Source organism: Microbacterium sp. Root553 (assembly GCF_001426995.1).
Lineage (GTDB): Bacteria > Actinomycetota > Actinomycetes > Actinomycetales > Microbacteriaceae > Microbacterium.
On sequence record NZ_LMFY01000002.1, the window covers coordinates 294,802 to 319,955 of the forward strand.

At 68.8% G+C, this 25,154-nt stretch carries 26 protein-coding genes, 2 tRNA genes and 1 riboswitch; of the genes, 12 read left to right on the top strand and 16 right to left on the bottom strand.

Annotation, left to right across the window (positions count from 1 at the left end; all coding sequences use genetic code 11):
- The first annotated feature begins 34 nt into the window (after nucleotides 1–34).
- Together ASD43_RS15515 and ASD43_RS15520 are read left to right on the top strand one after the other, a co-directional pair.
- On the top strand, nucleotides 35–532 hold the full coding sequence (locus ASD43_RS15515; RefSeq protein ID WP_045254360.1) for an HNH endonuclease: 498 nt from the start codon (nucleotides 35–37) through the stop codon (nucleotides 530–532).
- Between the two features lie 34 nt (nucleotides 533–566).
- Nucleotides 567–640: transfer RNA gene (locus ASD43_RS15520), tRNA-Arg, on the top strand.
- Here ASD43_RS15520 and ASD43_RS15525 read toward each other — a convergent pair.
- Nucleotides 602–2,416 carry a 2-isopropylmalate synthase gene (locus tag ASD43_RS15525; protein WP_082539497.1) on the bottom strand — a complete coding sequence of 605 codons (1,815 nt, stop codon included), beginning with the start codon at nucleotides 2,414–2,416 and terminating at the stop codon, nucleotides 602–604. The genes ASD43_RS15520 and ASD43_RS15525 overlap by 39 nt on opposite strands.
- A gap of 161 nt (nucleotides 2,417–2,577) precedes the next feature.
- Between ASD43_RS15525 and ASD43_RS15530 the strand changes: the two genes are divergently transcribed.
- A complete protein-coding gene (locus ASD43_RS15530; protein WP_056420413.1) occupies nucleotides 2,578–3,246 on the top strand; it encodes a FadR/GntR family transcriptional regulator in 669 nt (222 codons plus the stop codon).
- A 15-nt stretch (nucleotides 3,247–3,261) separates the two neighbouring features.
- Here the strand turns inward: ASD43_RS15530 and ASD43_RS15535 are convergent, their stop codons facing one another.
- From ASD43_RS15535 to idi, 8 genes are all read right to left on the bottom strand, one after another.
- Nucleotides 3,262–5,448: an MMPL family transporter gene (locus ASD43_RS15535; RefSeq protein WP_056420418.1), complete on the bottom strand. Its 2,187-nt coding sequence runs from the start codon at nucleotides 5,446–5,448 to the stop codon at nucleotides 3,262–3,264.
- 96 nt (nucleotides 5,449–5,544) lie between these two features.
- On the bottom strand, nucleotides 5,545–6,432 hold the full coding sequence (locus tag ASD43_RS15540; RefSeq protein ID WP_056420422.1) for a prenyltransferase: 888 nt from the start codon (nucleotides 6,430–6,432) through the stop codon (nucleotides 5,545–5,547).
- On the bottom strand, nucleotides 6,429–6,758 hold the full coding sequence (locus ASD43_RS15545) for a lycopene cyclase domain-containing protein (RefSeq protein WP_056420424.1): 330 nt from the start codon (nucleotides 6,756–6,758) through the stop codon (nucleotides 6,429–6,431). The genes ASD43_RS15540 and ASD43_RS15545 overlap by 4 nt, the downstream gene beginning before the upstream one ends.
- A complete protein-coding gene (locus ASD43_RS15550; RefSeq protein ID WP_056420427.1) occupies nucleotides 6,755–7,096 on the bottom strand; it encodes a lycopene cyclase domain-containing protein in 342 nt (113 codons plus the stop codon). Before ASD43_RS15550 ends, ASD43_RS15545 begins: the two co-directional genes overlap by 4 nt.
- Nucleotides 7,096–8,697: a phytoene desaturase family protein gene (crtI, locus tag ASD43_RS15555; RefSeq protein WP_056420430.1), complete on the bottom strand. Its 1,602-nt coding sequence runs from the start codon at nucleotides 8,695–8,697 to the stop codon at nucleotides 7,096–7,098. Before crtI ends, ASD43_RS15550 begins: the two co-directional genes overlap by 1 nt.
- Complete coding sequence (locus ASD43_RS15560; RefSeq protein ID WP_056420434.1) at nucleotides 8,694–9,599, bottom strand: phytoene/squalene synthase family protein; 906 nt, start codon at nucleotides 9,597–9,599, stop codon at nucleotides 8,694–8,696. Before ASD43_RS15560 ends, crtI begins: the two co-directional genes overlap by 4 nt.
- Complete coding sequence (locus ASD43_RS15565) at nucleotides 9,596–10,648, bottom strand: polyprenyl synthetase family protein (protein ID WP_235564195.1); 1,053 nt, start codon at nucleotides 10,646–10,648, stop codon at nucleotides 9,596–9,598. The genes ASD43_RS15560 and ASD43_RS15565 overlap by 4 nt, the downstream gene beginning before the upstream one ends.
- Nucleotides 10,649–10,677: 29 nt before the next feature.
- Nucleotides 10,678–11,199: an isopentenyl-diphosphate Delta-isomerase gene (gene idi, locus ASD43_RS15570; protein ID WP_056420446.1), complete on the bottom strand. Its 522-nt coding sequence runs from the start codon at nucleotides 11,197–11,199 to the stop codon at nucleotides 10,678–10,680.
- Nucleotides 11,200–11,276: 77 nt separating this feature from the next.
- Between idi and ASD43_RS15575 the strand changes: the two genes are divergently transcribed.
- Nucleotides 11,277–11,921, top strand: a complete 645-nt coding sequence (locus ASD43_RS15575; protein WP_082539488.1) for a MarR family winged helix-turn-helix transcriptional regulator — start codon at nucleotides 11,277–11,279, stop codon at nucleotides 11,919–11,921.
- A 15-nt stretch (nucleotides 11,922–11,936) separates the two neighbouring features.
- Here ASD43_RS15575 and ASD43_RS15580 read toward each other — a convergent pair whose 3' ends face one another.
- From ASD43_RS15580 to ASD43_RS15590, 3 genes are all read right to left on the bottom strand, one after another.
- A complete protein-coding gene (locus tag ASD43_RS15580; RefSeq protein WP_056420449.1) occupies nucleotides 11,937–12,281 on the bottom strand; it encodes a histone-like nucleoid-structuring protein Lsr2 in 345 nt (114 codons plus the stop codon).
- Between the two features lie 37 nt (nucleotides 12,282–12,318).
- The gene (locus ASD43_RS15585) at nucleotides 12,319–12,645 is read right to left on the bottom strand and encodes a DMT family transporter (protein WP_056420452.1); all 327 of its coding nucleotides are present in this window, start codon (nucleotides 12,643–12,645) and stop codon (nucleotides 12,319–12,321) included.
- Between the two features lie 11 nt (nucleotides 12,646–12,656).
- Nucleotides 12,657–12,724: riboswitch (guanidine-III (ykkC-III) riboswitch) on the bottom strand.
- 65 nt (nucleotides 12,725–12,789) lie between these two features.
- Nucleotides 12,790–13,647 (bottom strand): LuxR C-terminal-related transcriptional regulator, encoded by an 858-nt coding sequence (locus tag ASD43_RS15590; protein ID WP_056420455.1) that lies wholly within the window; start codon nucleotides 13,645–13,647, stop codon nucleotides 12,790–12,792.
- 109 nt (nucleotides 13,648–13,756) lie between these two features.
- On the opposite strand from ASD43_RS15590, the gene ASD43_RS15595 reads away from it, so the two are divergent.
- Nucleotides 13,757–14,104, top strand: a complete 348-nt coding sequence (locus ASD43_RS15595; protein ID WP_056420458.1) for a DUF485 domain-containing protein — start codon at nucleotides 13,757–13,759, stop codon at nucleotides 14,102–14,104.
- The gene (locus tag ASD43_RS15600; RefSeq protein WP_056420461.1) at nucleotides 14,101–15,738 is read left to right on the top strand and encodes a solute symporter family protein; all 1,638 of its coding nucleotides are present in this window, start codon (nucleotides 14,101–14,103) and stop codon (nucleotides 15,736–15,738) included. Before ASD43_RS15595 ends, ASD43_RS15600 begins: the two co-directional genes overlap by 4 nt.
- Nucleotides 15,739–15,814: 76 nt before the next feature.
- Here ASD43_RS15600 and ASD43_RS15605 read toward each other — a convergent pair whose 3' ends face one another.
- A complete protein-coding gene (locus tag ASD43_RS15605) occupies nucleotides 15,815–16,330 on the bottom strand; it encodes a methylated-DNA--[protein]-cysteine S-methyltransferase (RefSeq protein WP_056420465.1) in 516 nt (171 codons plus the stop codon).
- Nucleotides 16,331–16,540: 210 nt separating this feature from the next.
- Here ASD43_RS15605 and ASD43_RS15610 point away from each other — a divergent pair, with 210 nt between their 5' ends.
- Nucleotides 16,541–20,236, top strand: a complete 3,696-nt coding sequence (locus ASD43_RS15610; protein ID WP_442922233.1) for an AAA family ATPase — start codon at nucleotides 16,541–16,543, stop codon at nucleotides 20,234–20,236.
- Nucleotides 20,229–20,456, top strand: a complete 228-nt coding sequence (locus ASD43_RS15615) for a hypothetical protein (protein ID WP_056420466.1) — start codon at nucleotides 20,229–20,231, stop codon at nucleotides 20,454–20,456. Before ASD43_RS15610 ends, ASD43_RS15615 begins: the two co-directional genes overlap by 8 nt.
- A gap of 100 nt (nucleotides 20,457–20,556) precedes the next feature.
- Here ASD43_RS15615 and mscL read toward each other — a convergent pair whose 3' ends face one another.
- Genes mscL through ASD43_RS15630 form a run of 3 tightly spaced genes read right to left on the bottom strand, consistent with a single transcriptional unit; the run spans nucleotide 20,557 to nucleotide 21,887 of the window.
- Nucleotides 20,557–20,979: a large conductance mechanosensitive channel protein MscL gene (gene mscL, locus ASD43_RS15620; protein ID WP_056420469.1), complete on the bottom strand. Its 423-nt coding sequence runs from the start codon at nucleotides 20,977–20,979 to the stop codon at nucleotides 20,557–20,559.
- A 23-nt stretch (nucleotides 20,980–21,002) separates the two neighbouring features.
- A complete protein-coding gene (locus ASD43_RS15625) occupies nucleotides 21,003–21,275 on the bottom strand; it encodes an FmdB family zinc ribbon protein (RefSeq protein WP_056420471.1) in 273 nt (90 codons plus the stop codon).
- 15 nt (nucleotides 21,276–21,290) lie between these two features.
- A complete protein-coding gene (locus ASD43_RS15630) occupies nucleotides 21,291–21,887 on the bottom strand; it encodes a 5-formyltetrahydrofolate cyclo-ligase (protein ID WP_056420474.1) in 597 nt (198 codons plus the stop codon).
- A 40-nt stretch (nucleotides 21,888–21,927) separates the two neighbouring features.
- On the opposite strand from ASD43_RS15630, the gene galU reads away from it, so the two are divergent.
- From galU to ASD43_RS15650, 4 genes are all read left to right on the top strand, one after another.
- Nucleotides 21,928–22,815, top strand: coding sequence for a UTP--glucose-1-phosphate uridylyltransferase GalU (galU, locus tag ASD43_RS15635; protein WP_056420477.1), 888 nt, complete (start codon nucleotides 21,928–21,930; stop codon nucleotides 22,813–22,815).
- 46 nt (nucleotides 22,816–22,861) lie between these two features.
- Complete coding sequence (locus ASD43_RS15640; RefSeq protein WP_056420566.1) at nucleotides 22,862–23,473, top strand: GNAT family N-acetyltransferase; 612 nt, start codon at nucleotides 22,862–22,864, stop codon at nucleotides 23,471–23,473.
- 77 nt (nucleotides 23,474–23,550) lie between these two features.
- Nucleotides 23,551–24,396, top strand: a complete 846-nt coding sequence (locus ASD43_RS15645; protein WP_056420480.1) for a hypothetical protein — start codon at nucleotides 23,551–23,553, stop codon at nucleotides 24,394–24,396.
- Between the two features lie 47 nt (nucleotides 24,397–24,443).
- Nucleotides 24,444–24,519: transfer RNA gene (locus tag ASD43_RS15650), tRNA-Ala, on the top strand.
- The last annotated feature ends 635 nt before the right edge of the window (nucleotides 24,520–25,154 follow it).

Sequence of the window (25,154 nt, forward strand, 5' to 3'; positions counted from 1 at the left end):
CGGGAAGCCGTCCCGGCGGATCGAGAGGATGACGATGCGCACACTGGTACTGAACGCAGGATACGAACCGCTCGCGATCGTGTCGTTCAAGAGAGCACTGGTCCTGGTCATGAACGACAAGGCCACCGTGATCGAACGCGTGGAGGGCGACCCGGTCTGGGGCAGCCACGGCGTCTACGATCGCCCGGCCGTCATCATCCTCTCCCGGTATGTGCGCATCCCGTCCAGCAGGCGCGTGCCCGTCACCCGCCGCGGTGTGCTCCGTCGGGACAACCACCGCTGCGGCTACTGCGGCAAAGCGGCGTCGACGATCGATCACGTGATGCCCCGATCCCGTGGGGGCGCCGACTCCTGGGAGAACCTCGTCGCCTGCTGTCTCCGATGCAACAACATCAAGAGCGACCGCACACCGCAGGAGATGCGGTGGGAGCTGCGCTTCGCTCCCCGGCCTCCCCACGGCTCCGCCTGGACCGTCCGCGGCACCGAGCGAGGCGACCCCCGATGGGAGCCGTATCTGGCTCTGGCCGCCTGAGCGAGGGCGGGGGTTCCTCTAGAATGGAATCCTCGCCCCCGTAGCTCAGCAGGATAGAGCAGCCCTCTCCTAAAGGGCAGGTCGCTGGTTCGAATCCAGTCGAGGGCACCCTTCTCGCTCACTGCTCGCGCGTCCGCTCAGGGATGCGGCTCTCATCACCGCGTCGAAGTTCGCGTCCAGAACCGACGCAGCCCGCCCTGCGGTCCAGCGGGTGCCGTGGGCATCGCGATACTCGAGCAGCGTGAGAGCATCCGCCGTGCTTCCCGCTCCGAGGCTCGTCTGATGAAGCGAGAGCACCTCGAGGGCGATGCCTGAGTCGACGAGAGCGGACACGAGGCTCTCGACGGGCCCGGCGCCGACGCCTCGGTGGGTGCGCTCTGCCGAGTCCGACCGCAGAGTGACGTGCACCTGGGAGCCGTCCAGCCGATAGTTCGTCAGCGTCGGCACATCGCTCGCAGGTGCAGACAGGTAGGTGTGCGCGAACAGGGCCCACAGGTCCGTCGCCGTCAGCTCATCGCCGACACTGTCGGCATGCGCCTGAACCGTCTTCGCGAACTCGATCTGGAGTCGCCGTGGCAGCTCGATCCCGAACTCCTTCTCGAGCAGATAGGCGATACCGCCCTTCCCCGATTGCGAGTTGACCCGGATGACAGCGTCGTAGCTGCGACCGAGGTCGGCGGGGTCGATCGGCAGGTAGGGGACGAGCCACCGCTGTTCGCGAGCATCCGCGCCTGAGGCACCGGCGCGGGAGCGATGCTCGGCGAGTCCCTTCCGGATCGCATCCTGATGGGTGCCGCTGAACGCGGTGTGCACGAGGTCGCCGACGTAGGGATGCCGTGGATGCACCTCGATGCCGTTGCAGTGCTCGACGGTGCGTCGGATCTCGTCGATGTCCGAGAAGTCGATCATCGGATCCACTCCCTGCGCGTGAAGATTGAGGGCGAGGGTCGCGAGGTCGACGTTGCCGGTGCGCTCGCCGTTGCCGAAGACGCATCCTTCCACACGCTCCGCCCCCGCGAGCACCGCGAGCTCGGCGCAGGCCACCCCGGTGCCGCGGTCGTTGTGAGGGTGGACGGAGAGGATCACTCCTTCTCTCCTGGCGAGGTTGCGGTGCATGTACTCGATCTGGTCCGCGTACACGTTCGGCGTCGCGACTTCGACGGTCGCGGGCAGGTTCAGGATCACCGGGCGCTCGGGTGTCGCATCCCAGAGCGTGGTCACGGCGTCGCACAGGTCGAGCACGTAGTCGGGTTCGGTGAGGTTGAAGACCTCGGGCGAGAACTGGAAGCGCACATCGGGGAGTCCGTCGGTGAGATCGAGCACATCCTGCCCTGCGCTCAGGATCAGGTCCTTCAGCTCGGTGCGGGTGCGACCGAGGACGGTGTCCCGCCAGGTGGGGGCGGTGGCCGTGTAGACGTGGATGACGACCGGGTTGCGGATGCCGCGCACCGACTCCACCGTGCGTTCGATCAGATCGCGACGCGCAGCGGTGAAGACGACGATGGTGACGTCGTCCGGGGCGAGGTCCGACGAGGCGAGGAGCCTGACGAAGTCGTAGTCCGTCTGCGAGGCGGAGGGGTAGCCGACCTCGATCTCCTTGTAGCCCATTGTGACGAGGAGCTCGAAGAAGCGCCGTTTGCGCACCGGATCCATGGGCTCGGCGAGCGCCTGGTTGCCGTCGCGGAGGTCGACCGGCACCCACAGCGGCGCGGCCGTCAGCTGGGCGGTCGGCCATTCGCGGTCGACGAGCGGCACGGCGACGCGGTCGAACACCGAGGCGTAGCGATGCGACGGCATCTGGGACCGGCGTTGGCGGTTCCATGACGGCGACGAGTCCGGCACCGGGCCGGCGGGGGTGGAGAGGGTGGGGAACAGCATGGACATCGGGAACTCCTCGGTGCGGGGGTGTGATGACCGGCGGCGCCGTGCACCCCACGACGGGGAGCCGGTCGGCTAGGTCCCGTCGTGGCGCAGAAGGAGGAGGTCGAGCGTCATGCACTCACCGTAGCAACTCCTCAGACAAGTTGACAAGTTAAGATGAACGCATGACTCGGATCGAACGCACGCCTCTTGCCGACCAGGCGTCGGACATCCTGATGGCGCGCATCGGCTCGGGGGAGTGGCAACTCGGACAGAAGCTCCCGGGGGAGACCACGCTCGCCGTGCAGCTGGGTGTCGGACGTTCGACGATCCGCGAGGCCATCCGTCAGCTGGCAGGACGGGGAATGCTGGCGACGCGTCAGGGGTCGGGAGTGTTCGTCACCGCACTCGAGGCGCCCGAGGACTGGGATGCCGTGCTCCGCCGCGCCGACATCGTCGCGGTCATCGAGGCGCGCACGGCGATCGAGACGGAGGCCGCCGCTCTCGCTGCGTCGCGCCGCACGGCATCCGATCTCCGGCTCATCCGTCGAGCGCTCGTCGGTCGCCGAGCCCACCACTCGGGGGTCGAGGCGCATGTCGATGCCGACACCGCGTTCCATCGCAGCATCGTCGCGGCCGCCCACAACCCGATCCTGCTCGAGCTGTTCGACGGCTTCACCCCGCGTATGCGGCAGGCGATGATCGAGATGCTCCGGATGCGTGCGGACGACGGCGGTCGGGCCGATGACGACCGCCACGCACTGCTCGCCGACGCCGTCGCGGCGCGCGACTCCGCACGGGCGGCCGCCGAGAGCCGCACCCATCTCGTCGACCTCGCGAAGACGCTCGGCTGACGGTCGTCATCGACCTCAGTCGCGACCGCTGCGCCACAGCTTCGACGGCCACCAGATCACTCGACCGAGGTCGTACGCGAGCGCCGGCACGAGCAGCGAGCGCACCACGAACGTGTCGAGCAGCACACCGAACGCGACGATGAACGCGAGCTGCGCGAGGAACAGGATCGGGATCACCGACAACGCCGCGAAGGTCGCAGCGAGCACGAGCCCCGCCGACGTGATCACGCCGCCCGTGATCGAGAGGCCGCGGAGCACGCCCTCGCGCGTGCCGTGGGCGAGCGACTCCTCCCGCACCCGCGTCATGAGGAAGATGTTGTAGTCGATGCCCAGCGCGACGAGGAACACGAAACCGTAGAGCGGAACGGCGGGATCCGCCCCGGGGAAGTCGAACACGCCGTTGAACACCAGCGCGGACACCCCCATCGCGGTGCCGAAGGACAGCACCGTGGTGATGATGAGGAGCACGGGTGCGAGGACGGATCGCAGCAGGAGCATCAGGATGACCATGATCACCACGAGGATGACGGGGATGATCAGGTTGCGGTCGTGGATCGAGGCGTCGTTCGTGTCGACCGCGGTGGCGGTGACCCCGCCGACCAGCGCATCCAGATCGTCCAGCGAGGTGCGCAGCTCCCGCACCGTCGCGGCGGCGGCGTCGGAGTCCGCCGCGTCGGTCAGGGTGCCCTGCACCAGCACGTCGCCCGCGACGACGGTCGGCTCCGGCACCGCCGTGCCGGGAGGACCGACCGCCTGCAGGCCGTCCGCGGTGACGGGGGCCGAACCGCTCGGGGAGTCGGATGCGGCGACGGTCACGCCGTCGATGCCGTCGTCGGCCAGGAGCACATCGGCCGCGTCCTGGAGATCCTCCTCGGCGACGATGACGTACACCGGGCTGCCGGATCCGCCGGGGAAGTGCTCGCCGAGAGCGACCTGGCCGTCTCGGGCCTCCGAGCTTCCCAGCACGAGGTCGGACTGCGGGACACCGCTCGCGTTGAGCTGCAGGACCCCGGCGGCGCCGGCGACGAGGACGAGGGTGGTCGCGACCCAGATCACGCGGGGGCGCCTGGTGATCAGGTGCGAGAGCCGCGCCCACAGGCCGGTCGTGCGCATGCCGTGCTCCTCGGCGACGACCTCGGGCTCGAACGCCGGACGTCGAGGCCAGAACACCGCCCGGCCGAACAGCAGCAGCAGTGCCGGCAGCAGGGTGAGCGCGGCGAGCATCGCGAACACGATGCCGATCGCGGCCACCGGGCCGAGGGTGCTGTTGGATTTGAGGTCGCTCAGCAGCAGGCACAGGAGTCCCGCGATCACCGTGCCGCCCGAGGCGGCGATCGGCTCCACCGAGCCCTTCCAGGCTGCCAGCACAGCGGCTCCCTTGTCCTGCATCACCCGCAGCTCCTCGCGGAACCTGGCGACGAACAGCAGGGCGTAGTCGGTCGCCGCGCCGATCACGAGGATGAACAGAATGCCCTGGGTCTGCCCGCTGAGCAGCAAGACCTCGAACTTGGCCAGCCACCACACGACCAGAAGTGCCACGCAGAGCGCGAAGAGGCTCGTGGAGAGCACGACGAGCGGCAGCAGGAACGAGCGGTAGACCAGCACGAGGATCACCAGTACGGCGAGCAGCGCGACGCCGAGCAGCAGCCCGTCGATGCCGGCGAATCCGGCGACGAGGTCGGCGCTGAACCCGGCTGGGCCCGTGACGTACACGGTCACCCCGGCCGGTGCGGCCTCGCGGAGCTGGGCACCGAGCGCGTCGACCGCATCCGCGAGCTCCGCGTCGCCCTCGATCGGGATGAAGGCCTGCACGGCCCGTCCGTCGTCGGAGGTGAGGGCCGGCGAGACATCCGCGCTCACGCCCTCGGTCGAGGGCGCGTCGGCCACAGCATCCGAGATCGTCTGCAGATCGGACTCCGACAGCTCGCCGTCGCTCACGAAGACGGCGATCGCGGGGATGGCGTCGCTGTCGGTGAACGCGCCCAGCAGCTTCTGCACCTGGGTCGCGTCGGCGGATTCCGGCAGATAGCTCGTCTGATCGTTGGAGGAGACCTCGTCGACCTTGCCGAACAGCGGCCCTCCGAGTCCCGCCCCGACCAGCCAGACCAGGATCAGTGCGACGGGGAGGAGGACGCGCATCCAGGAACGCCGCCGCGAACGCTCTCGGATCGGCGGGGTCGGCGCATGCTCAGGGCTGGACATCGGATTCCTCTCGAGGACTGTGCGGGGAGGCGGGCAGGGTACGGCGGGGGAGTCGGTGCGGGTGGTGCGCGTGCGGGGGTTCAAGAGCTGCGGCGCTCAGGACACCCAGGCGAGGATCAGGATCATCGTCGCGAGGAACCCGGCGAAGTAGTTCAGCGTGATGAACCGGCGCCACGCGCGATTCGTGCCGGGGGAGCTCTCGTCGGTCACCGTCCACCACGGGGCCGCGTTCACGATGTAGGGCACGGCGAGGAGAGCGCCGAGCGGGCCGGGCCACGCGGTGAACAGCATCGCGATCCCCGCGAGCGTCCACAGCACGATCGACAGGCGGACGGTCGCACGGGCTCCGATCACCGTGGCGATCGAGCCGATTCCGCCCTCGCGGTCGGGGCCGATGTCCTGCACGGCGCCGAACGCATGCGCCGCCATCCCCCAGAGGAAGAAGGCGACCAGCACGAGCGCGACCGTCGGCGTGATCATCGCGCCCGCCAGGGTCAGCCCCACGATCGCCGGTGTGACGAAGTGCAGGCTGGAGGTCGTGGAATCGAGGAACGGCCGCTCCTTGAAGCGCAGCCCGCGTGCGGAGTACGCGATGACCGCGAAGACGCTCACCGCCAACCAGAACCACGAGGCGGGGTTTCCCACGATCACCAGATAGACGAGGAACGGGATGTTCGTGATCGCCGCCGACCACAGCGTGGCGCGGTGGATGCGCGGCGCGAGCAGAGCGCCCTCGATGCCGCCCTTGCGCGGATTCGCCAGGTCCGAGGCGTAATCGAACACGTCGTTGATGCCGTACATGGCGAGGTTGTACGGCACCAGGAAGTACAGGGTACCGATGATCAGCGTCAGGTCGACGTCACGCGTGCTCAGCAGATAGGCCGCGGCGAAGGGGAAGGCGGTGTTGATCCAGCTGATGGGACGCGACGACAGGATGATCTGCGCGATGTCGCGCCCCAGAGAGCCGCGCGTGGCGGAGGTCATGAGGTCCCCTCCGCATCGCGGCGGCCGCGCCGGGCGCGCAGCACGGCCCACAATGCCGGGAGCAGGATGGCGCCGGCGATCGGATAGGCGAAGTCCTCCAGTGGCGCGAGGCCGATGTGCACGCCGAGCAGATGCGCGGGCGAGTAGTGGAACAGCCCGGTCGCGATCATCAGCGTGTCGAACACCGCGGTGAGGATGACGAGGGCCAAGAGGGTCAGGGCGATCGCCCCGAGACGTGCGCGCCGCCGGCCCGCGATCAGCGAGAGCACGATCGCGGCGATCACGGCGGCGCCGACGAACCAGGCCGAGAGCTCGAGATAGGTCACAGGCGCACCTCGCTCCGGGTCCGGGCGCGTGTCGACAGCAGCCGTACCGAGCCCGTGTAGAGGACCATGGTGCACACGACCAGGAAGAGCAGGAACACCGGCTCCTCGATCGGCAGTTCCGGTGCGAGCACGATGCCGGTCGCGACGACCGCGTCACCTCGGAAGAAGATCCCCCCGGCGATGCCGGCGATGTCCCAGATCAGGAAGAACGCGAGGCCGAGGATCGTGACGAGGGATGCCGAGACGGCATCCTTCCAGAAGAAGAGCCGGAAGCGTCGATCGAGAAGCAGCATGCAGCCGAGGACGAGGAGCAGCACCGCGAGGTAGACGAATCCCATCACGACGCGCTCGCCGCCGGATCGGCCGCCGCGGGGGCGTCCAGCGGTCCGCTGGAGTGGTCTCCGCGGATCCGCTTGAGCACGATCTCGGCACTGATCAGGCACATCGGCACGCCCACACCCGGTGCGGTCGTGGCTCCGGCGTAGTACAGGCCGGCGACGCGGCGCGATGCGTTCTGGGCGCGGAACATCGCACTCTGCGACAGGATGTGTGCGGGGCCGAGCATCCCGCCGCGCCACGAGTTGTACTCCTCGAGGAAGTCAGCGGGCCCCTTGGTCTCGCGCACGACGATGCGGTCACGAAGGTCGGGGATGCCGGCCCAGGCGGCGATCTGGTCGATCGCGGCATCCGCGGTGCGCTCGATCAGCGCGGAGCCCGCACCGTCGGACCCGCCGCCGCCCAGTGCCGTGTCGGCGGGGATCGGCACCAGCACGAAGAGGTTCTCGTGCCCTTCCGGGGCCACCGAGTCGTCGGTCGCGCTGGGGCGGCAGACGTAGATGGACGCGGGGGCGGGGATCGTCGGATCATCGCCGAAGATGGCGTCGAAGTTCGCGTCCCAGTCCTCGGTGAAGAACAGCGAATGATGCGGGAGGTCGGGAAGCGAGCCGCGCACGCCGAGCATGACGAGCACCGCGCCCGGGCCGCTCGTGCGCCGTTGCCACCACGAGTCGGGGTAGGTCCGCAGATGGGCGGGGAGCAGCGCCGTCTCGGTGTGGTGCAGGTCGGCGCCCGACACCACGATGTCCGCCTCGACCGCGTGCGCGACGCCGTCGGCGTCGCGCCATTCGAGGCCTGTGGTCGTGGGGATCCCGGAACGGATCCCGGTCGTGATGGCCGTGACATCGGCATTGCGCACGATCCGGACCCCGGCGGACTCCGCGACGGCGGCGATCCTCTCGACGACGCGCCAGAAGCCGCCCTGCGGATAGCTCACGCCCTCGTCGAGGTCGAGCGCGCTCATCAGGTGGTACATCGCGGGCGCCGTGCGGGGGTCCGTGCCGAGGAACACCGCGGGATAGCCGAGCAGCTGCCGGATCACCGGATCGCGGAACCGGCGGGCGGCGAACGACTGCAGACGGGTGCCCAGCAGCGTGAACAGACGCGGGAGCGCGCGGAGCACCTCGGGGGTCATCAGTCCGCGCAGCCGCGTGAACGGGTTGTAGAGGAAGTAGCGCTCGGCCATCACCCTGGCCTCGTGCGCGGAGTCGAGGTACGCATCGAGGGCCTTCGCCGCACCCGGCTCGCGCGACTCGAACAGTCGGGACACCTCGTCGCGCCCCGCGGGAACGGTGACGGACGGAGAGGGGGAGCCGTCTGCCGACGGCTGCCGGAAGACGCGGTAGCCGGGGTCGAGCAGCGTGAGATCAAGCTGCGCCTCGGTGCTGGTGCCCATCATCGCGAAGAAGTGGTCGAACACCTCGGGCATCAGATACCACGACGGACCGGAGTCGAAACGGAAGCCGTCGCGCTCGATCGTGCCCGCACGGCCGCCGACCCTGCCGTTCTTCTCGTAGACGGTCACCTCGTGCCCGTCGCGGGCGAGCAGCCCCGCGACGGCCAGGCCCGCGACCCCGGCGCCGACGACGGCCACGCGGCTCATCGGTCGCGCTCCAGCGATGTCACGAGCACGGCGCGGGCCGTGAGCAGGGCCTTCATGGGATCGGGCACTCTGACCCGCTTCTCGTAGAGCACGGCGGACGGGGTCCTCGCGATCCTCGTCGTCAGGGCCTCGAAGAGCGCGAGCGCGCTGCGGACGGCGGCGCGGGCGTCCTTCGGCAGGAGCGGGATCGCGCGCCGCGCGTCGGTGAGCTGCATTCTGATGGTGCGTACCCAGTCGTCTCTGTCGGCGTCGGTGAGCCGTGCCGATCCGCCGAGGTACCCCCGCTGGAGTCTGTCGGTGTCGTCGGCGAGGTCTCGCAGGAAGTTCACGTTCTGGAATGCCGCGCCGAGCCGGCGGGCGCCGTGGGTCAGGATCTCCCGTTCACGGGCGGTGCGGCGCTCGCCGCGGAGGAACACCTGCAGGCACATGAGGCCGACCACCTCGGCCGAGCCGTAGACGTAGCGGGCGTGCGCGTCGGCGTCGTACGGGGTGAAGTCCGCCGCGGCGGCGATGTCGGCGCCCATCGAGTCGAAGAAGGGCTGCGTGAGGTCTTCGCCGATCCCGCAGTCCCGAGCGGTCCTGGCGAAGGCGTGCAGCACGAGATCGGTGCTGTAGCCCGCCCGCATCGCACGGTGCGTCTCGGCGACGTACGACGCGAGCGCCTCGGTCTGCGCGGCGGCATCGAGTCCGGCCTGAGCGGCGACGCCGTCGACGACCTCGTCGGCGATGCGCACCATCGCGTAGATGTTGCGCACGTGCTGACGGTGCCGCTCGCCGAGCAGGCGCGTCGCGAGGCCGAAAGACGTGGAGTACGTGCGGATCACTTCGGTCGATGCGGTGTCGGCGGCGCGGCTGAATCGGCCGAGGCTCTCCTCGGGGGAGCCGTCGCGGGTCGGTGTCATACCTGTCGTCCTTCGAGGCGGGAGGCGGAGACGAGGATCGCTCGTGCCGCGTCCGAGGTGATCTGTCCGGCGCGCTCGGCCTCGCTGAGCAGTGCGTAGACGCCGTCGAGCTGCTCGCCGATCAGGCCGACCACGAACCGCTCCGCGCCGCAGCCCCGCAGCAGGTCGCGGATCGCCGTGGCGTCCTGCAGGCTCAGGTCGACCGCGCCGAATCGCGGGGCGATCTGCGGCCACGCATCGGTCGACCTCGCGAAGGCGATGATCGCGGTCTCCTTGCCCTCGCGCAGATCGGAGAAGGCGTCCTTGCCGTGGGCCCGATGATCGCCGAACACGCACAGCAGGTCGTCCTGCAGCTGGTAGGCGAGGCCCAGGCGGCGTCCGACGTCTTCGAGCGTCTGCTCCGCCGAGACGGAGGCCCCGGCGAGCAGCGCGGCCGCCCGCAGGGGAAGGGAGAACGAGTACGTCGCGGTCTTGTAGACGCTCATGGCCAGGACCGTGTCGACGTCCGAGGGGATGATGCCGTGGCTCAGCGCGACGTCGGTGTGCTCGCCCGCCACGGTCTCGAGGATCGTCTGCTCCACCAGATCGAGAAGGCGGGAGCGGGCGTGCGAGGGGACATCGGCTCGGGCGAACCCGATGATGGCCGCCGAGAGCAGCAGATCTCCCATCAGGATCGCACTCGAGCGAGCCCAGTGCAGCGAGTCCTCCTCGGTCACGCCGGGGCTTCCCGCAGCGAGCGCGCCGATCAGGTTGGGTCGCCGGCGTCGCGTCAGGTCGCCGTCGATGACATCGTCGTGAAGGAGGAACGCGTAGTGCAGCAGCTCGATGTGCGCCGCGATGTCCACTGCCGCGAGGTTCGGCTCCTCACCCGCGTCGGGGGAGAGTGCGCGGTGGATGTCGAGAAGAAGCCGCGGGCGCACGAGCTTGCCGCCGAGAGCGTGATCCGCGGTCGCGCGCCACAGCGCGGCGAACTCGCGGCCGTATGCCTCCGCATTCTCGCAGTGGAAGGCGAACCGCTGTCTCAGCACCTCTTCGAGGCGGGTGCTCATGTCTTCTCGTAGCGCCACCGGGGGCATGATCAGACGACTCCGAGCTCGCGCAGCCGGGGGAGCTGCTCGGTGAGCCAGGGGCTGAAGGCGAAGGGCGCGCCGTCGACCGACCGGGCGAAGTCGGCGGGATCGACCCACGCCCACTCCGCGACCTCGTCGGGGTCGGGGGAGAGTGCGCCGTCGGCGATGGCGACGTGCACGGGGCAGATCTCGTTCTCGACGATGCCGCTCGCATCCACCGCGCGGTAGCGGTAGTCCGGGAGGGCGAGGGAGATGTCGGTGATCCGAAGGCCGAGTTCGTCGAGCGCTCGCCGCCGGACGGCATCCGTCATGACCTCGTCGGGGCGGGGATGTCCGCAGAAGCTGTTGGTCCACACGCCCGGCCAGGTGCGCTTCGACAGGGCGCGGCGGGTGACGAGCAGGCGTCCCTCATGGTCGAGCACGTAGCACGAGAAGGCCAGGTGCAGGGGGGTGTCGGTCGTGTGCACCGCGTCTTTCGCGAGGACTCCGATCGCGACTCCGTCAGGGGAAAGGAGGGTGACCTCATCCATCGGGGGAACCTCCTTGATTTCGCTAGCTTAGCTAATAATCAACATAACATGAATCCAATGGTGTGTAGCATGATGTCATGCGCAACGGACCCGACGCCAGTCCCCCGGGGGACGGTGCGTCGGACGCACTCGTGGCACGGGACGGCGAGTTCGCCGAGAGGCTGTCGCACGCCGCGCTGTACGACGTGGATTCGAGCGATCCCCGCAGCACTCTGATCGACCGCTCGGGCGTCGACCCCGAAGATCTTCGGCAGATCGCGCAGGTCATGGGGGCCCTGGGTGAGCTCAGGGATGCGGAGCAGAAGCTGTCTCTGGCGTCGCGGCGCTACATGCGTCTGAACGACACGGACATGAGAGCGCTGCATTACCTGATCGTGTCGGAGAACCGCGGGGGAACCGCGACGCCGGGCGCGATCGCCACGCATCTGGGGATATCCACGGCATCGACAACCAAGCTGCTGGATCGGCTCGAGAAGGGTGGGCACATCCGTCGGGCGCCGCATCCGACCGACCGACGCGCGCTCGCGATCTCGATCACTGCGGAGACCCGCCGGGCGGCCATGGAGACGGTGGGGAAGCAGCAGGCGAAACGGTTCTACTCGGCTGCGCGACTGACGTCGGAGGAGCGAGACGTGGTCATCCGCTTCCTCTCCGACATGGCGCAGGAGATCGCGATCCGGGATGAGCCGTGGGCCCAGGCCGGAGTCGCGACCTCCGAGTGAGTCAGTGCGCGGCGGTCAGTGCGCGGCGTTGTATGCCTCGACGACGGGATTGGGAATGCGTCCCCGCTCCGACAGCGTGTAGCCGTTGTCATTCGCCCAGGCCCTGATCGCGGCGACCTCGGGATTGCGTCCCTGACGCTTTCTCGGTGCAGCGGAGCGCGTCGCCGCGGAGGACCCGGCCCGACGTCCTGCCGAGATGTACGGCTCGAGCGCCGCGCGCAATTCTTCGGCATGCGCGGTATTCAGATCGATCTCGTACGAGGTGCCATTCAGCGAGAAATGCACGGTCTCGCCTTCGCCCACCTCCAGGACCGACCCATCGATGTCATCGACCAACTGGTGCACAATTCTTCTAGCCATGTGATGACATTACCGCGAGCGGCGAATAGCGGCGCATTTATTCGTGACCGGGGTCGATCAATTTCAGCCCGACGATGCAGCCGACCAATCCCAGAAGAAGCAGGATGCGCGGCCAGGAGATATCGCTCTCTCCGGTCACCATCGCCCACACGACGGTGAGAGTGGCGCCGATGCCCACCCACACGGCGTAGGCGGTGCCGGTGGAGATCTCGCGCATGGCGAAGGCGAGACCGACCATCGAGAGCAGAAGTCCGCCGACGAAGATGACGCTCGGCCAGAGTTTGGTGAATCCCTCGGACTTGCCGAGAGCGGTCGCCCACACGGCCTCGAGGACTCCGGAGACGATCAGCACGATCCACGACATGAGTGGTCCTTTCGGACCAGTCTTTGCGCTCACCGGGTACTGGTCTGCCTCGTCCGGGGCCGGTGATCGCCGACCGTGATCCAGGCTAGCCTCGCGCGCTGGGCAGGGGCTGTGCAGCTGCTGCCCGTGGCTCGATGACCGCTGTCAGGGGAGCAGCCCCGCCCGACGTGCCTTCGTGACGGCGGCGTGCCGAGTGGATGCGTCCAGCTTCGACATCGCCGTGCCGAGGTACGCCTTCACCGTGCCCTCGCGCAGACCCAGCTGTGCGGCGACCTCGGCGTTGGTCGCCCCGAGAGCCGCACATGCGAGAACGTCGGTCTCGCGGCGTGAGAGGTGCACGGTCGGGATGGGGCCGGTCGCCGAGGCCGGGGCATCCCCCGACAGCGTCACTAGCCGTCGCTCCACCTGAGCGATGCGCGCGCGGAGCTCCGCATCGTCGACCGACGCCGCGATGCTGCGAAGCTCGGCGAAGCTCTCCCGCAGCTCTTCGCGCTGATGGGGCGGTACCGCCTCGGATGCCGGGGCCGCGGTCCGCAGGCGCCGCTCCACTTCGTCGCGGATGCGGAGCTCCGCAGCGATCGAATGGGCGACCTGCATCGCCGGGGCGGTGGTCACTCCGCCCACCGGCGTCCGGTCCCAGGACCCGGCGTAGAGAACTCCGCGGGGGCGTCCCTCGACGATGATCGGCAGAGCGAGCAGGGTGCGCAGGCCCTCGCCGAGCACGAAGACGTCGTAGTCGTGGGTGATCTGCTGTGAGGAGCCGTAGTCGTTCGTCATCCGCGGGCGCAGTTCCATCATCGCCCGCCCGCCGAGGCCCCGTTCGGGCTTGACCCGCAGGCCGTCGAGGCTGCGGGTGCGGTTGCCGACGATGCTCGTGACGCTGACCACGCCGTCGTCGATCAGGCCGCCGAACGTCACGGGAAACCGGGTGCGCTGGGCGAGCTCGCGCACCGCACGGGCGACGAGGTCGGTCTCCGACTCGCTCGCGGTCGATGTGCTCACGACTACCTACTTTCGGGGGTGACGGCGCTGTTCCCCGTTTCGTAGCGTCGACACTATCAGTCGCCCGGCAGGCGAGGGCGAGTCGTAGACCATGTGGCAAGGAGGCCCCATGACCGACCATCCGACGGCGGATTCGGCAGGTGCGATCGATTACATCGCGGTCGAAGAATCCCCCCGATTCCGAGAACTGAAGAAGACCCAGCGGTCGTTCATCTTCCCGCTCGCGGCATTCTTCCTGATCTGGTATTTCGTCTATGTCCTGCTCGCCGCCTTCGCGGTCGACTTCATGTCGCAACGGGTGTGGGGTGATATCACCGTCGGGTTGCTGATGGGGCTCGGCCAGTTCGTCACCACATTCGCCATCACGATGGGCTATGTCGCATTCGCGAACAGGAAGCTCGATCCGATCGCGACGGAGATCCGCGAAGGTCTCGAGAAGGCGCAGGGTGACGCATGAACGCCGTGCACGCGGCGACCGCCGCTCCTACGGTCGAGAGCAACCCGATCCTCAACATCTCGATCTTCGCGGCCTTCGTGGCGGTGACGCTGTTCATCGTCATCCGCGCGAGCCGCAACAACAAGACGGCCGCCGACTACTACGCGGCCGGACGCTCGTTCACCGGCCCCCAGAACGGATTCGCGATCGCCGGCGACTACCTGTCGGCAGCGTCGTTCCTCGGCATCTGCGGGGCGATCGCGATCAACGGGTACGACGGGTTCCTGTATTCCATCGGCTTCCTCGTCGCCTGGCTCGTCGCCCTGCTGCTGGTCGCCGAGCTGATGCGCAACACCGGCAAGTTCACGATGGCCGACGTCCTCTCCTTCCGGCTCACGCAGAAGCCGGTGCGCATGGCGGCCGCGATCACGACTCTCGCGGTCTGCTTCTTCTATCTGCTGGCACAGATGGCGGGCGCCGGCGGACTGGTCTCGCTGCTGCTCGGCATCGACGGCCGCGTGGGGCAGTCGATCGTGATCGCGGTGGTCGGCGTGCTGATGATCGTGTACGTGCTCATCGGCGGCATGAAGGGCACGACCTGGGTGCAGATCGTCAAGGCGTTCCTGCTCATCGGCGGCGCCATCGCCATGACGATCTGGGTGCTCGCCATCAACGGGTTCAACCTGAACACGCTTCTCGAAGCCGCCGTCGCCAACTCCGACAAGGGCGAGGCGATCCTCGGACCCGGTCTGCAGTACGGCGCGAACCCCTGGGACTTCCTGTCTCTCGGCATGGCGCTGGTGCTGGGCACCGCGGGACTCCCGCACGTGCTGATGCGCTTCTACACGGTGCCGACGGCCAAGGAGGCGCGGCGATCGGTGGTGTGGGCCATCTGGCTGATCGGCGGGTTCTACCTGCTGACGCTGGTGCTCGGCTACGGCGCGGGTGCACTCGTCGGTGCCGATGTGATCGCGGCCGCCCCCGGTGGGCCGAACTCCGCGGCCCCGCTGCTCGCGCTCTACCTCGGCGGCCCTGTGCTCCTCGGGTTCATCTCGGCGGTCGCGTTCGCCACGATCCTCGCGGTGGTCGCGGGGCTCACGATCACGGCTGCGGCGTCCTTCGCGCACGACATCTACGCGAACGTGATCCAGAAGGGCAGGAAGGATGCCTCGGGCGCGCCGGTCGTGACCGATCCGAATGCCGAGGTGCGGGTGGCCCGTCGGACGGTCGTCGTGATCGGCATCCTCGCCATCGTGGGCGGGATCGGCGCCCAGGGACAGAACATCGCCTTCCTCGTCGCGCTGGCGTTCGCGGTGGCGGCATCGGCCAACCTGCCCACGATCCTCTACTCGCTCTTCTGGCGTCGGTTCAACACCCGCGGTGCGGTGTGGAGCATGTACGGCGGGCTCGCGGCAGCGATCATCCTGATCGTGCTGTCGCCGGTCTTCTCCGGCGCACCCACCTCGATGATCCCCGGGATCGACATCGTGCTGTGGCCGATGAACAACCCGGGCATCGTGTCGATCCCGCTCGGGTTCTTCCTCGGCTGGCTCGGAACGATCACGAGCCGGACGAAGGAATCCCCGCAGCTCGCCGCGGAGATGGAGGTGCGCTCGCTCACCGGGTTCGGTGCGGAGAAGGCGGTCGATCACTGAGCGCCCCGAGCCCGCCGTCGCGCGGGTGAGCGGAACGTGGACCCCGACGGCCTACTCGTCGGGGTCCACGTCGTCGTCACCGCGCCGTCTCGAGATCGAGCAGGAAGCGCTTGCGTTCGGGATGCGCGCCGTAGTGCCCCGGCGAGCCGTCGGATCGGACGACCCGGTGCACGGGGACGATGATCGAGAACGGGGTGTTGCGGCAGGCGGTGCCCACCGCCCGTGCCGCCCCCGGGTGACCCGCGAGCGCTGCCACCTCGCCGTAGCTCATCGTCTCGCCCCACTCGATCGTCGCGATGGTCTGCAGTGCTGCGCGCGCGAACCCGTCGGCCAGCCGCCAGTCCCAGGCGAGCTGCTCGTCGAAGCGCACGGCGACTCCGTCGAAGTAGTCGTCGAGCAGGGCGGAGAGATCGTCGGCGGCGCCGGGCGCCGGTTCCGGCACGGCGCCCAGACGATGCGAGACGTTCTCGAGAAGCCAGGGGACGGAGGGGTCGTCGGACTCCGAGAGGTCGAACCGGACGATGCCGTCGTCGGAGAACACCGCGAGCGCATCCCCGAACGGGGTGGGGGCGAAGTCGTAGCGGAAGGTCATGCACCCATACTGACGCCCCGGCCTTCGAGCACGCCGCCGGATCACGGCAGCGGGGGAGGCCCAGCGTTCCTCGTGAACCGGTGCAGGAGGAGTGCGGGGCTGCAGCGGTGCGCGACGACTGCGGAAATACGGTGAAACCCGCCAGGGATACAGCCTCGCGAGCGTGTCGCGCTTAGGGTGTGAGGTGTGTGGCGACGTGAAGGCAAGGCTGTGGATGACGCAGCGATCGATGCCTCGGTGACCCTGGGCGCGCCCCTCGGCTCCGCACCCGTCTCCGGAATCGCGCATGCGGCGGAGGCCGCACGGACCCGACTGCGTGCCGAGGCCGCCGATCTGGGCGGCTCCTCGCCTCTGGTGAACTTCCGCGACACGTTCGAGTCGAGCATCGACATCTCCAAGGCGCATCCGGGCAGCCTGCCGCAGTTCATCACCGGGAGATCGACCCTCCTCTCCAATCTCTTCCGCGACGAGGTGGGTCTGCGCACGGCCAGGCTCGCCGCGGAGCGGATCACCGCCAAGAACACCGAGCTGCGCACGGTCCGCGGGATCGAAGCCGTGCACCTCGCGGTCGGCGTCGCGGGCTGGCGCATCGGGGGCGCGGATTTCGCCGCTCCCGTGCTGCTGCGCCCTCTGGCGATCCGGCGCCATCACTCCGATTTCGAGCTCAAGCTGCAGGGGGCGTTCGAGGTCAACCCCGAGCTCGTCCGCATCGCGCGGGAGCACTTCGGCATCACGATCGATGCCGCGGCCCTCGCGTCGCTCGCCTACGACGGCGGGATCTTCAAACCGCAGCCCGTGATCGACAGCCTCCGGGCCACGACCCGCTCGATCGACACCTTCACGGTGCTGCCCCGACTCGTCGTCTCGACGTTCGCCGATGTCGGCGGGGCGATGTCGCGTGACGGGGGCAGCCTCGACCACATCGTGCTCAACGCCCTCGCCGGCCACGTCGGCGACCGTGAGCAGGTCTCCGCACGCCGACCCGCGCCTCACCACACCGGACCGGACGACCGCGCACCGGCATCCGACAACCTGCTGCTCGATGCGGATGCCGAGCAGGAGGCCGTCCTCGCCAGGATCGCCGCCGGTCACTCGCTGACCGTCGCCACGCTTCCGGGCACGGGCGGCACCCAGACCGTGATCAACGCGCTCGGTGAGCTCGTGCGCGGCGGCAAGCGCGTGCTCGTGGTCTCCGCGCGACGATCGACCCTCGACGGCGTGCGTCATCGCCTCGCCGGCATCGGCCTCGACAGCCTCGCGGTGTCGCCGGCGAACGTCCGCCGTGATCTCGTGCGGGCGATCGGCCGCAACGAGAAGGCCACGGCGCCGAAGGTGAGCGACGTCGACGACGCGCTCGTGCGACTGCGCACGGTTCTGCGCGACTACCGTCATGCGCTCACCGCCCCGGTGGCGGGCACCGGCTCATCGGTGCTCGACGCCACGCGTCACCTGACCAAGCTGGCCTCGCTCCCCACGCCGCCCTCGACGACCGCGCGTCTGAGCACCGAGACGCTGCGCACGCTGGCCGACGACCGCTCTGCGGCGGCATCCGCTCTCGCGCAGGCAGCGCGCCTCGGAGAGTTCCGCTTCGGCCCCGACGACTCCCCGTGGTACGGCGTGACCTTCTCGAGCACGGAGGCCGCACGATCGGCTCATCAGCTCGCCGGTCGCCTGCACGCCGACAGCGTTCCGGCGCTCCTGGAGCGCGGCTACGCGCTGATCTCGCAGACGCACATGCGCCCGTTCTCGACGATCGACGAGCTGGGGGAGTACCTGCGACTGCTGCAGGGGATCCGCGACTCCCTCGATCGGTTCAGCCCGACCGTGTTCGAGCGACCGCTGGGCGAGCTCATCCAGGCCCACGGGTCCCGGCGGGATGCTCCCAACATGTCCGGAGCGAACCGCCGCCGACTCCGTCGCCTCGCCAAGGAGTACGTGCGCCCAGGGGTGCATGTCACCGAGATGCACGACTCCCTGCTCCGCATCCAGGCACAGCGCACCCAGTGGCAGCGCTGCGTCGAGGCGGGAGTCGCCCCCGAGGTCCCGCTCGGACTCGCCGACGTGTACTCCGCGTGGCAGCGCGTGACGGCGGAGCTCGCCGAGCTCGACGTGGCGCTCGGACGCCGCGAGCCGCTGGCGACGCTTCCGGTCGCGCGTCTGGTGCGCACCCTCGCCGGTCTCGCGGCGAAGTCCGACGTGTTCGACAACCTCGTCGAGCGGGCGCAGCTGCGCGACCGTCTCGCCGATCTCGGGCTCGAGCCGCTGCTGGCCGAGCTCTCGGTGCGCCACGTCGCCGAGGCGCGCGTGGGAGACGAGCTCGAGTTCGCGTGGTGGCAGACACTCCTCGAGCGCGCGCTGCAGGACGACCGCGCGCTGCTCGGCGCCAACACGGCCGTGGTCGACAGGCTCGAGCGCGACTTCCGTCTCGTCGACGAGGCGCATGCCGCCATGGCGGGCCCGCTGCTGGCCTGGCAGCTGGCGAACCAGTGGAAGATCGCGATCGTCGACGAGCCCCAGGAATCGCAGAACCTGCGGCGGGCGCTGAAGCAGCCCGCGACGACGACCGCCGAGATCGTGAGCTCCGCGCCGACACTGGTCGACGTGCTCGCCCCGGTCTGGATATCCTCGCCCTATCTGGTCCCGCAGATCCCGGACTCCGTCGACTTCGACGCCGTGCTGCTCGTCGACGCCGCCGCGATCAACCTCGCCGAGGCCGCCCCGGCGATCCGCAGGGCCCGTCAGGTGGTCGCCTTCGGCGACCCCGTCACCCAGCTCCCGACCCCGTTCCACGTCGCGGTCGATCCGGGCGACGAATGGGAGCACGAGGTTCCCTTCGACTCCGTCTCGGCCTTCGAGCGTCTGTCCGAGCTGCTGCCTGTCATGACGCTGACCCGCAGCTATCGCGCGGGTGGCGAAGACCTCGCCGAGCTCATCAACGACGCGTTCTACGGGGGAGAGATCGTCTCGCTGCCCTGGGCCGGGTCCTATCTCGGTCGCGGCAGCCTCACCGTGGACTACGTGGAGGGCGGCACCGGCGCGCCCGACCCGATCTCGGGTGCTGTCGAGAGTCCTGAGGCCGAGGTCGCCCGTGTGGTCACCCTGGTCGTCGAGCATGCCGTGCACCGTCCGGATGAATCGCTCATGGTCGTCACGGCCAGCCGTCGGCATGCCGAGCGCGTGCGCGCGGCGGTCACGTCGGCGTTCGCCGGTCGCTCCGACGTCGCGGACTTCGTCGGTCGCGACACCGCCGAGCCCTTCTCCGTGCTCACTCTCGAGGAGTCGGTCGCCGAGAGCCGCGATCGGGTGATCTTCTCGCTCGGATTCGGACTCACCAAGCACGGCCGCGTGCTGAGCGACTTCGGCGACCTCTCCACTCCCGACGGTGAACGACTGCTCACCGTCGGTATGACGCGGGCCCGGCGATCCATGGTCATCGTCTCGTCGATCCGCCCGTCGTCGTTCGACGACGGGCGACTCGAGCACGGAGCCGCCACGCTGATGTCGATCCTCGGGGGGCTCGCCGCCCGAGGCAGGGACGCCCGTCTGGAAGATCTCGCGGATCCGCTCACGTTGGCGCTCGCCAGGGAGCTGCGCCGTCTGGGCGCCGCGGTCGACGTGGACTATCGCGGGCTGCTGCCGCTCGTGGCCCAGTACGGCGGCAAGGCCGTGGTCATCGAGCCCGATCCGGAGTCCCGCGGCGAGTCGCTGCGCGAAACCCTGCGTCTGCGCCCGCATGTCCTGCGCCGTCTCGGCTGGCACTACGTGCGCGTGCACGCCTTCGACCTCTACAGCGACCCGGTGACCGCAGCCGCACGGATCGGCGAGGTGCTGGGCATCTCGGCATCCGCCGCCCGAGCCGAGAACGACACGCAGCCGATCGATCTCATCGATCCGCAGCATGACTGACGAGCGCGACCCCGTCCCCGCACGGCAGCAGGTCGTGCGGGTGCCGGGATCTCGCCGCGCGAGGCTCACCCCCGTCGACGGCACCGACACCGATCCTGAGGGATCCGCGGTGGGTGCCGCGCAGTCCCCGGCCTTCGTCGCACGCCGGGTGCGTGCCGATGCGCGACCCGCCGGTCCGAACGACGATCGTCTGATGCAGGACGTCCCCCCGCACTACTGACCCGCGCGCAATCCGCGCGTCACGCAGGGAATACGACGACGCGCACGACCCGGAGGGGCCGTGCGCGTCGTGATGCGTGGAGACTCAGCCGCGTGGAGTCTCAGCTGCGTGGGGTGCGAGCGAGCAGGTCGCGGATCTCCACGAGCAGCTCGGCCTCGGTGGCCGCGGCCGGCTCCTCCTGCGGCTCTTCGGCCGGAGTGCCCTTGCGCGCCTCGACGTGCGCCTTGAAGGTGTTCATCGGCAGCACGAAGACGAAGTACACGACGAGGGCGACCGAGAGGAAGCTGATGACCGCCGAGATCAGGTCGCCGAGCGGGAAGGTCACGGTGTCGCCGTAGATGCTTGTCAGCTGGGGGCCGAACTGGCCCGTCGCATCCGCCTTGAAGAAGAGGGAGACGAGCGGGGTGATGATGCTGTTGACCACGGCGGTGACGATCGCCGTGAATGCGGTGCCGATGACGACGGCGACGGCGAGATCGATGACGTTGCCGCGCAGGATGAAGTCTTTGAAGCCCTTGAGCATGATGTGCCCCTCAGTGATCGATGTCAGGAAGTGGTGGACGTCGTCGCGGGCGCCGGAGCGGTGCTCGCTTTCGACTCGGACTTCGATGATGCCGGGGTGGAGGACGAAGCGCCAGACCCGGCGCGCGAGTCGGTCCGATAGAACCCGGATCCGTTGAACGTCACGCCGATCGATCCGTACTGCTTGCGGAGCTCTCCGCCGCACTCGGGGCAGACGGTCAGGGCGTCGTCGGAGAAGCTCTGCACGGCGTCGAAGGCGTGGCCGCAGGAGCGGCAGGCATAGGCATAGGTCGGCATGGCGATCCTCGAGGGTCAGTGTCGCGGCTGCGACAGGAGAAGGGTCTGCGTGGGAGTGACGACGCCGGTGACCGGCTGATCATGCACCTCTCGGGGCAGGAGATCGAGTACCTCGGAATCATAGATGACCGCGTAGACGGGCGGGCACCTCTCCATCGAGCCGATGGTCTTGTCGAAGTATCCGCGGCCCCACCCCATCCGCATGCCGCCGCGATCCACGGCGGCTGCGGGGATGATCATCAGGTCGACGTCGTTCACGGCGATGGGTCCGAGGACCTCGCCGGTCGGCTCCGGCAGACCGAAGAGCCCCTCGACCACATCGTCGTCCTCGGTGGCGACGGCCCAGTCCAGCAGGCCGTCCGCGCGGGTGATGGGGAGGAGCACGCGGATGCCGCGACGGACGGCGCCGGTGACGAACTCCCGGGTCCCCGGCTCGGTCGTCGAGGACAGGAAGCAGGAGATCGATCGCGCACCGAGCGTCTCGACGAGGTCGTCCAGACGCTGCGCGATCGCGGATGCCGCGGTCTCGCGCTGTGCGTCGCTCAACAGCTGGCGTCGTTCGCGGAGCTCGGCGCGCAGCGCGCGCTTCTGGTGCTCGACGTCGGTGGACATGCCTCCGAGTCTACGGCGGCATCCCCGCTAGGCTGTCAGGATGGGTACACAGAAGATGAAGGCTGTCATTCCCGCCGCCGGACTGGGGACACGATTCCTTCCCGCGACGAAGGCGATGCCGAAGGAGATGCTGCCTGTCGTCGACAAGCCGGCCATCCAGTACGTCGTCGAAGAGGCCGCGAGTGCCGGCATCGACGACATCCTCGTGATCATCGGGCGCAACAAGAACGCCATCTCCAACCACTTCGACTCGGTTCCCGAGCTCGAGGTGAAGCTCATGGAGAAGGGCGACACGGGGCGCCTCGCCAGGGTCGTGCAGTCGAGCGATCTCGCCGACATCCACTTCGTCCGTCAGGGCGAGCCGAAGGGCCTCGGTCACGCAGTGCTGCGTGCGCGCACCCACGTCGGCGACAGCTCGTTCGCCGTGCTCCTCGGCGACGACCTCATCGATGAGCGCGATCCGCTGCTCACCGCGATGATCGCCGAGCACGAGCGCAGCGGTGCCGCGGTGATCGCCCTCATGGAGGTCGACCCCGCCAACATCCACATGTACGGCGCCGCCGCCGTCGAGCCGCTCGAAGGATCGGATGCCGTGCGCGTCACCGGCCTCGTCGAGAAGCCCGCACAGGAGGACGCCCCCTCGAACCTCGCGATCATCGGCCGCTACGTGCTGCCGGCGTCGATCTTCGAGGTGCTCGAGCGCACGGAGCCGGGCAAGGGCGGCGAGATCCAGCTGACGGACGCTCTGCAGGAGCTCGCCACGCGCCCCGAAGGGCCCGGCGTCGTCGGAGTGGTCTTCCGCGGCCGACGCTACGACACCGGCGACCGGGTCGACTACATCAAGGCGATCGTCCAGCTCGCCTCGGACCGCGAGGACCTCGGCCCCGAGCTGCGGCCGTGGCTCAAGGAGTTCGCGGAACGCCTCTAGGCGTCATCGCGGCGTGGGGAGCGCTCGGATGGATCAGGCGACGGGGATGCGGCATGGTCCCATCGAGCTGCGCCTCGTGCGCCCTCGCGATGCCAGGACGCTTCAGCACGAGCTGCTGAGCAACAGATCCTGGTTGCAGCCGTGGGAGGCGACGGTGCCGTACGGTGCCGTCTCGTTCGACATGAGGCTCAGCATCCGCCGGCTCCTGCAGCAGTACCGCGACGGGTCCGGCTATCCGTTCGTCATGGAGTACGACGGCGAGATCGCCGGCCAGCTCAACGTGTGGGGAGTGGCACGGGGATCCCTGTGCTCGGCGACGATCGGCTACTGGGTCAGCGAGCGCTTCGCGGGCAAGGGCATCACGCCCACCGCCGTCGCTCTCGCGACCGATGCCTGCTTCACCGAGTTCGCGCTGCACCGCATGGAGATCTGCATCCGTCCGGAGAACGCCGCAAGTCTGCGCATCGTCCAGAAGCTCGGCTTCCGGTATGAGGGACTGCGCCGCAAGTACATCCACATCGATGGGGACTGGCGGGATCACTACGCCTTCTCGCTGACCCGCGAAGATGTGCCGCAGGGAGTGCTGGCGCGATGGCTGAGCGGGGAGGTCCCTCCGGACGCCGCGACCATCCCTCCCGCCGACCGGCTCGCGATCTGATCGCAGCCCCGTAACTCGTCGCGACACACGCCCCGGATGAGGGGTGTGAGCAACGATGTTCCCGTACCGTTGTCGACATGGACGGGCCGGTGCTGAGCGGGGGAGTGATAGTGCTCGTCGCTGTGCTCCTGTGGATGCTCTACCTGCTGCCCTCCTGGCGGGGACGTTTCCAGTACGACGCCGCGGAGCGCAATGCGGTTCGACTGAACCAGGCGCTCCGGGTGCTCGCGGAGACGAGCGAGACGCCCACGGAGGTCCGCCTCGAACTCAATGCCAGAACGGCGCTGGCGCAGCAGAAGCTCGCGAAGCGACTGCAGTCCGAGAAGGAAGCCGGCGAACTCGCCCTGCTCCGTGAAGAGCTGGCCGCCACGAAGGCGGATCCTGCCGTGCGGCAGGCTCGCGCCCGTCGGCGGGTGCGGTTGGCCGCGACGTCCGCGGTGCTGCTCGGGTTCACCCTGGTCGGGCTCGGGGTCTGGCAGCTGCTGACCGTGCAGGCACCGCTGCTGATCTGGGTCGGATCTGTGCTGGTGATCGTGTCGGGCATCGCCCTGCAGCGCATGTCCTCGGTCGCGGCGCGCGCGGCACGTCGTCCGGTGCGGGTCGAGGAGAAGCCGGTGGAGCGGGTTGCGCCGGCGCTGCATGATCAGGGCCGTGCGACCTGGACACCGCGTCCGCTGCCCGAGCCCCTCGTCTCTGTGACGGGGTCTCGCGCTCAGGTGGCACGCGCCGAGATGGACGCACAGGAGGGGCGTCGCTCTGCGGCCCGCCTCGCCGAACTCCGCGCCCGCGCAGAGGAGATGGCACCGCCCACCCCCGTGCAGATGCCGGCGGCGGCGTCGCCCTTCGCCCGGATGGGCTACGTCGACGACGCGGAGATCGAAGCGCACGTCCGCGACCTCCTCGCCAAGCGCGCAGCCGGATGATGCGCGACGCGAGTGGCGCGGCGAGCGTGATAGCGTAGAACACGTAAGGGCCTATGGCGCAGTTGGTAGCGCGCCTCGTTCGCATCGAGGAGGTCAGGGGTTCGAATCCCCTTAGGTCCACCACAGTCATCAGCCGGAACACGGGGATCGTCCCGAGGGTCCGGATGGATCATCACGAAGAAAGCCACCGGTTCCCCGGTGGCTTTCTTCGTTTGGGTGCGTGCAGCAGATCTCTCCCGTGTGACACCGCCTGGGGTGCGCATCCCCGCTCGGGCGGGGGAGTCGTCGCGGCTTCGGCAGCCGGCTGCTGCGACCCCCACTCCCCGGGAATACGGGCGACACGCCCGGCGGGCGCCCATGATTTGCCGGAACCCCGGATCCCGCGTAACTTATTACTTGTTCGCCCCACAGGGAAGCGGAGAGGCCGAGAGCCTTACCCCCCTCAAGCGGAGAACCACCTCCACTCGATCAGCTCCTCGGAGAAGATCGCAGACACACTTCTGTCTGACCTGGAGCGTCCACCTCGGACAAGCGGTCGATTTGACAGCGAGTCCGAAACGGATAAGCTAGTGAAGTTGCCTCGGCGGCCTTGAGCCCCGAGCTGCAGATCTGGTTCTGATCATCACGGTGTGTCGAATTGACAGCCTGAATGACACAGATAAGATAGAGAAGTTGCCCTTCGGGCCTGGTTGTGATGACTGGGTCGTGGGAGCATCCGATCCTTGAGAACTCAACAGCGTGCACTTGTCAAATGCCAA

Excerpts from the sequence above, each read along its gene's own strand:
- mscL (WP_056420469.1), bottom strand. The coding sequence starts at position 20,979 with ATGCTCAAGGGCTTCAAAGACTTCATCCTGCGCGGCAACGTCATCGAT.
- ASD43_RS15575 (WP_082539488.1), top strand. The coding sequence starts at position 11,277 with ATGCGCAACGGACCCGACGCCAGTCCCCCGGGGGACGGTGCGTCGGAC.
- ASD43_RS15540 (WP_056420422.1), bottom strand. The coding sequence starts at position 6,432 with ATGACCTCCGCCACGCGCGGCTCTCTGGGGCGCGACATCGCGCAGATC.
- ASD43_RS15560 (WP_056420434.1), bottom strand. The coding sequence starts at position 9,599 with ATGACACCGACCCGCGACGGCTCCCCCGAGGAGAGCCTCGGCCGATTC.
- ASD43_RS15515 (WP_045254360.1), top strand. The coding sequence starts at position 35 with ATGCGCACACTGGTACTGAACGCAGGATACGAACCGCTCGCGATCGTG.
- galU (WP_056420477.1), top strand. The coding sequence starts at position 21,928 with ATGGGTACACAGAAGATGAAGGCTGTCATTCCCGCCGCCGGACTGGGG.
- ASD43_RS15535 (WP_056420418.1), bottom strand. The coding sequence starts at position 5,448 with ATGTCCAGCCCTGAGCATGCGCCGACCCCGCCGATCCGAGAGCGTTCG.
- ASD43_RS15530 (WP_056420413.1), top strand. The coding sequence starts at position 2,578 with ATGACTCGGATCGAACGCACGCCTCTTGCCGACCAGGCGTCGGACATC.
- ASD43_RS15525 (WP_082539497.1), bottom strand. The coding sequence starts at position 2,416 with ATGTCCATGCTGTTCCCCACCCTCTCCACCCCCGCCGGCCCGGTGCCG.
- ASD43_RS15605 (WP_056420465.1), bottom strand. The coding sequence starts at position 16,330 with ATGACCTTCCGCTACGACTTCGCCCCCACCCCGTTCGGGGATGCGCTC.
- ASD43_RS15580 (WP_056420449.1), bottom strand. The coding sequence starts at position 12,281 with ATGGCTAGAAGAATTGTGCACCAGTTGGTCGATGACATCGATGGGTCG.
- ASD43_RS15645 (WP_056420480.1), top strand. The coding sequence starts at position 23,551 with ATGGACGGGCCGGTGCTGAGCGGGGGAGTGATAGTGCTCGTCGCTGTG.
- ASD43_RS15565 (WP_235564195.1), bottom strand. The coding sequence starts at position 10,648 with ATGAGCACCCGCCTCGAAGAGGTGCTGAGACAGCGGTTCGCCTTCCAC.
- ASD43_RS15640 (WP_056420566.1), top strand. The coding sequence starts at position 22,862 with ATGCGGCATGGTCCCATCGAGCTGCGCCTCGTGCGCCCTCGCGATGCC.
- ASD43_RS15630 (WP_056420474.1), bottom strand. The coding sequence starts at position 21,887 with ATGTCCACCGACGTCGAGCACCAGAAGCGCGCGCTGCGCGCCGAGCTC.
- ASD43_RS15625 (WP_056420471.1), bottom strand. The coding sequence starts at position 21,275 with ATGCCGACCTATGCCTATGCCTGCCGCTCCTGCGGCCACGCCTTCGAC.
- ASD43_RS15550 (WP_056420427.1), bottom strand. The coding sequence starts at position 7,096 with ATGGGATTCGTCTACCTCGCGGTGCTGCTCCTCGTCCTCGGCTGCATG.
- ASD43_RS15595 (WP_056420458.1), top strand. The coding sequence starts at position 13,757 with ATGACCGACCATCCGACGGCGGATTCGGCAGGTGCGATCGATTACATC.
- crtI (WP_056420430.1), bottom strand. The coding sequence starts at position 8,697 with ATGAGCCGCGTGGCCGTCGTCGGCGCCGGGGTCGCGGGCCTGGCCGTC.
- idi (WP_056420446.1), bottom strand. The coding sequence starts at position 11,199 with ATGGATGAGGTCACCCTCCTTTCCCCTGACGGAGTCGCGATCGGAGTC.
- ASD43_RS15615 (WP_056420466.1), top strand. The coding sequence starts at position 20,229 with ATGACTGACGAGCGCGACCCCGTCCCCGCACGGCAGCAGGTCGTGCGG.
- ASD43_RS15585 (WP_056420452.1), bottom strand. The coding sequence starts at position 12,645 with ATGTCGTGGATCGTGCTGATCGTCTCCGGAGTCCTCGAGGCCGTGTGG.
- ASD43_RS15600 (WP_056420461.1), top strand. The coding sequence starts at position 14,101 with ATGAACGCCGTGCACGCGGCGACCGCCGCTCCTACGGTCGAGAGCAAC.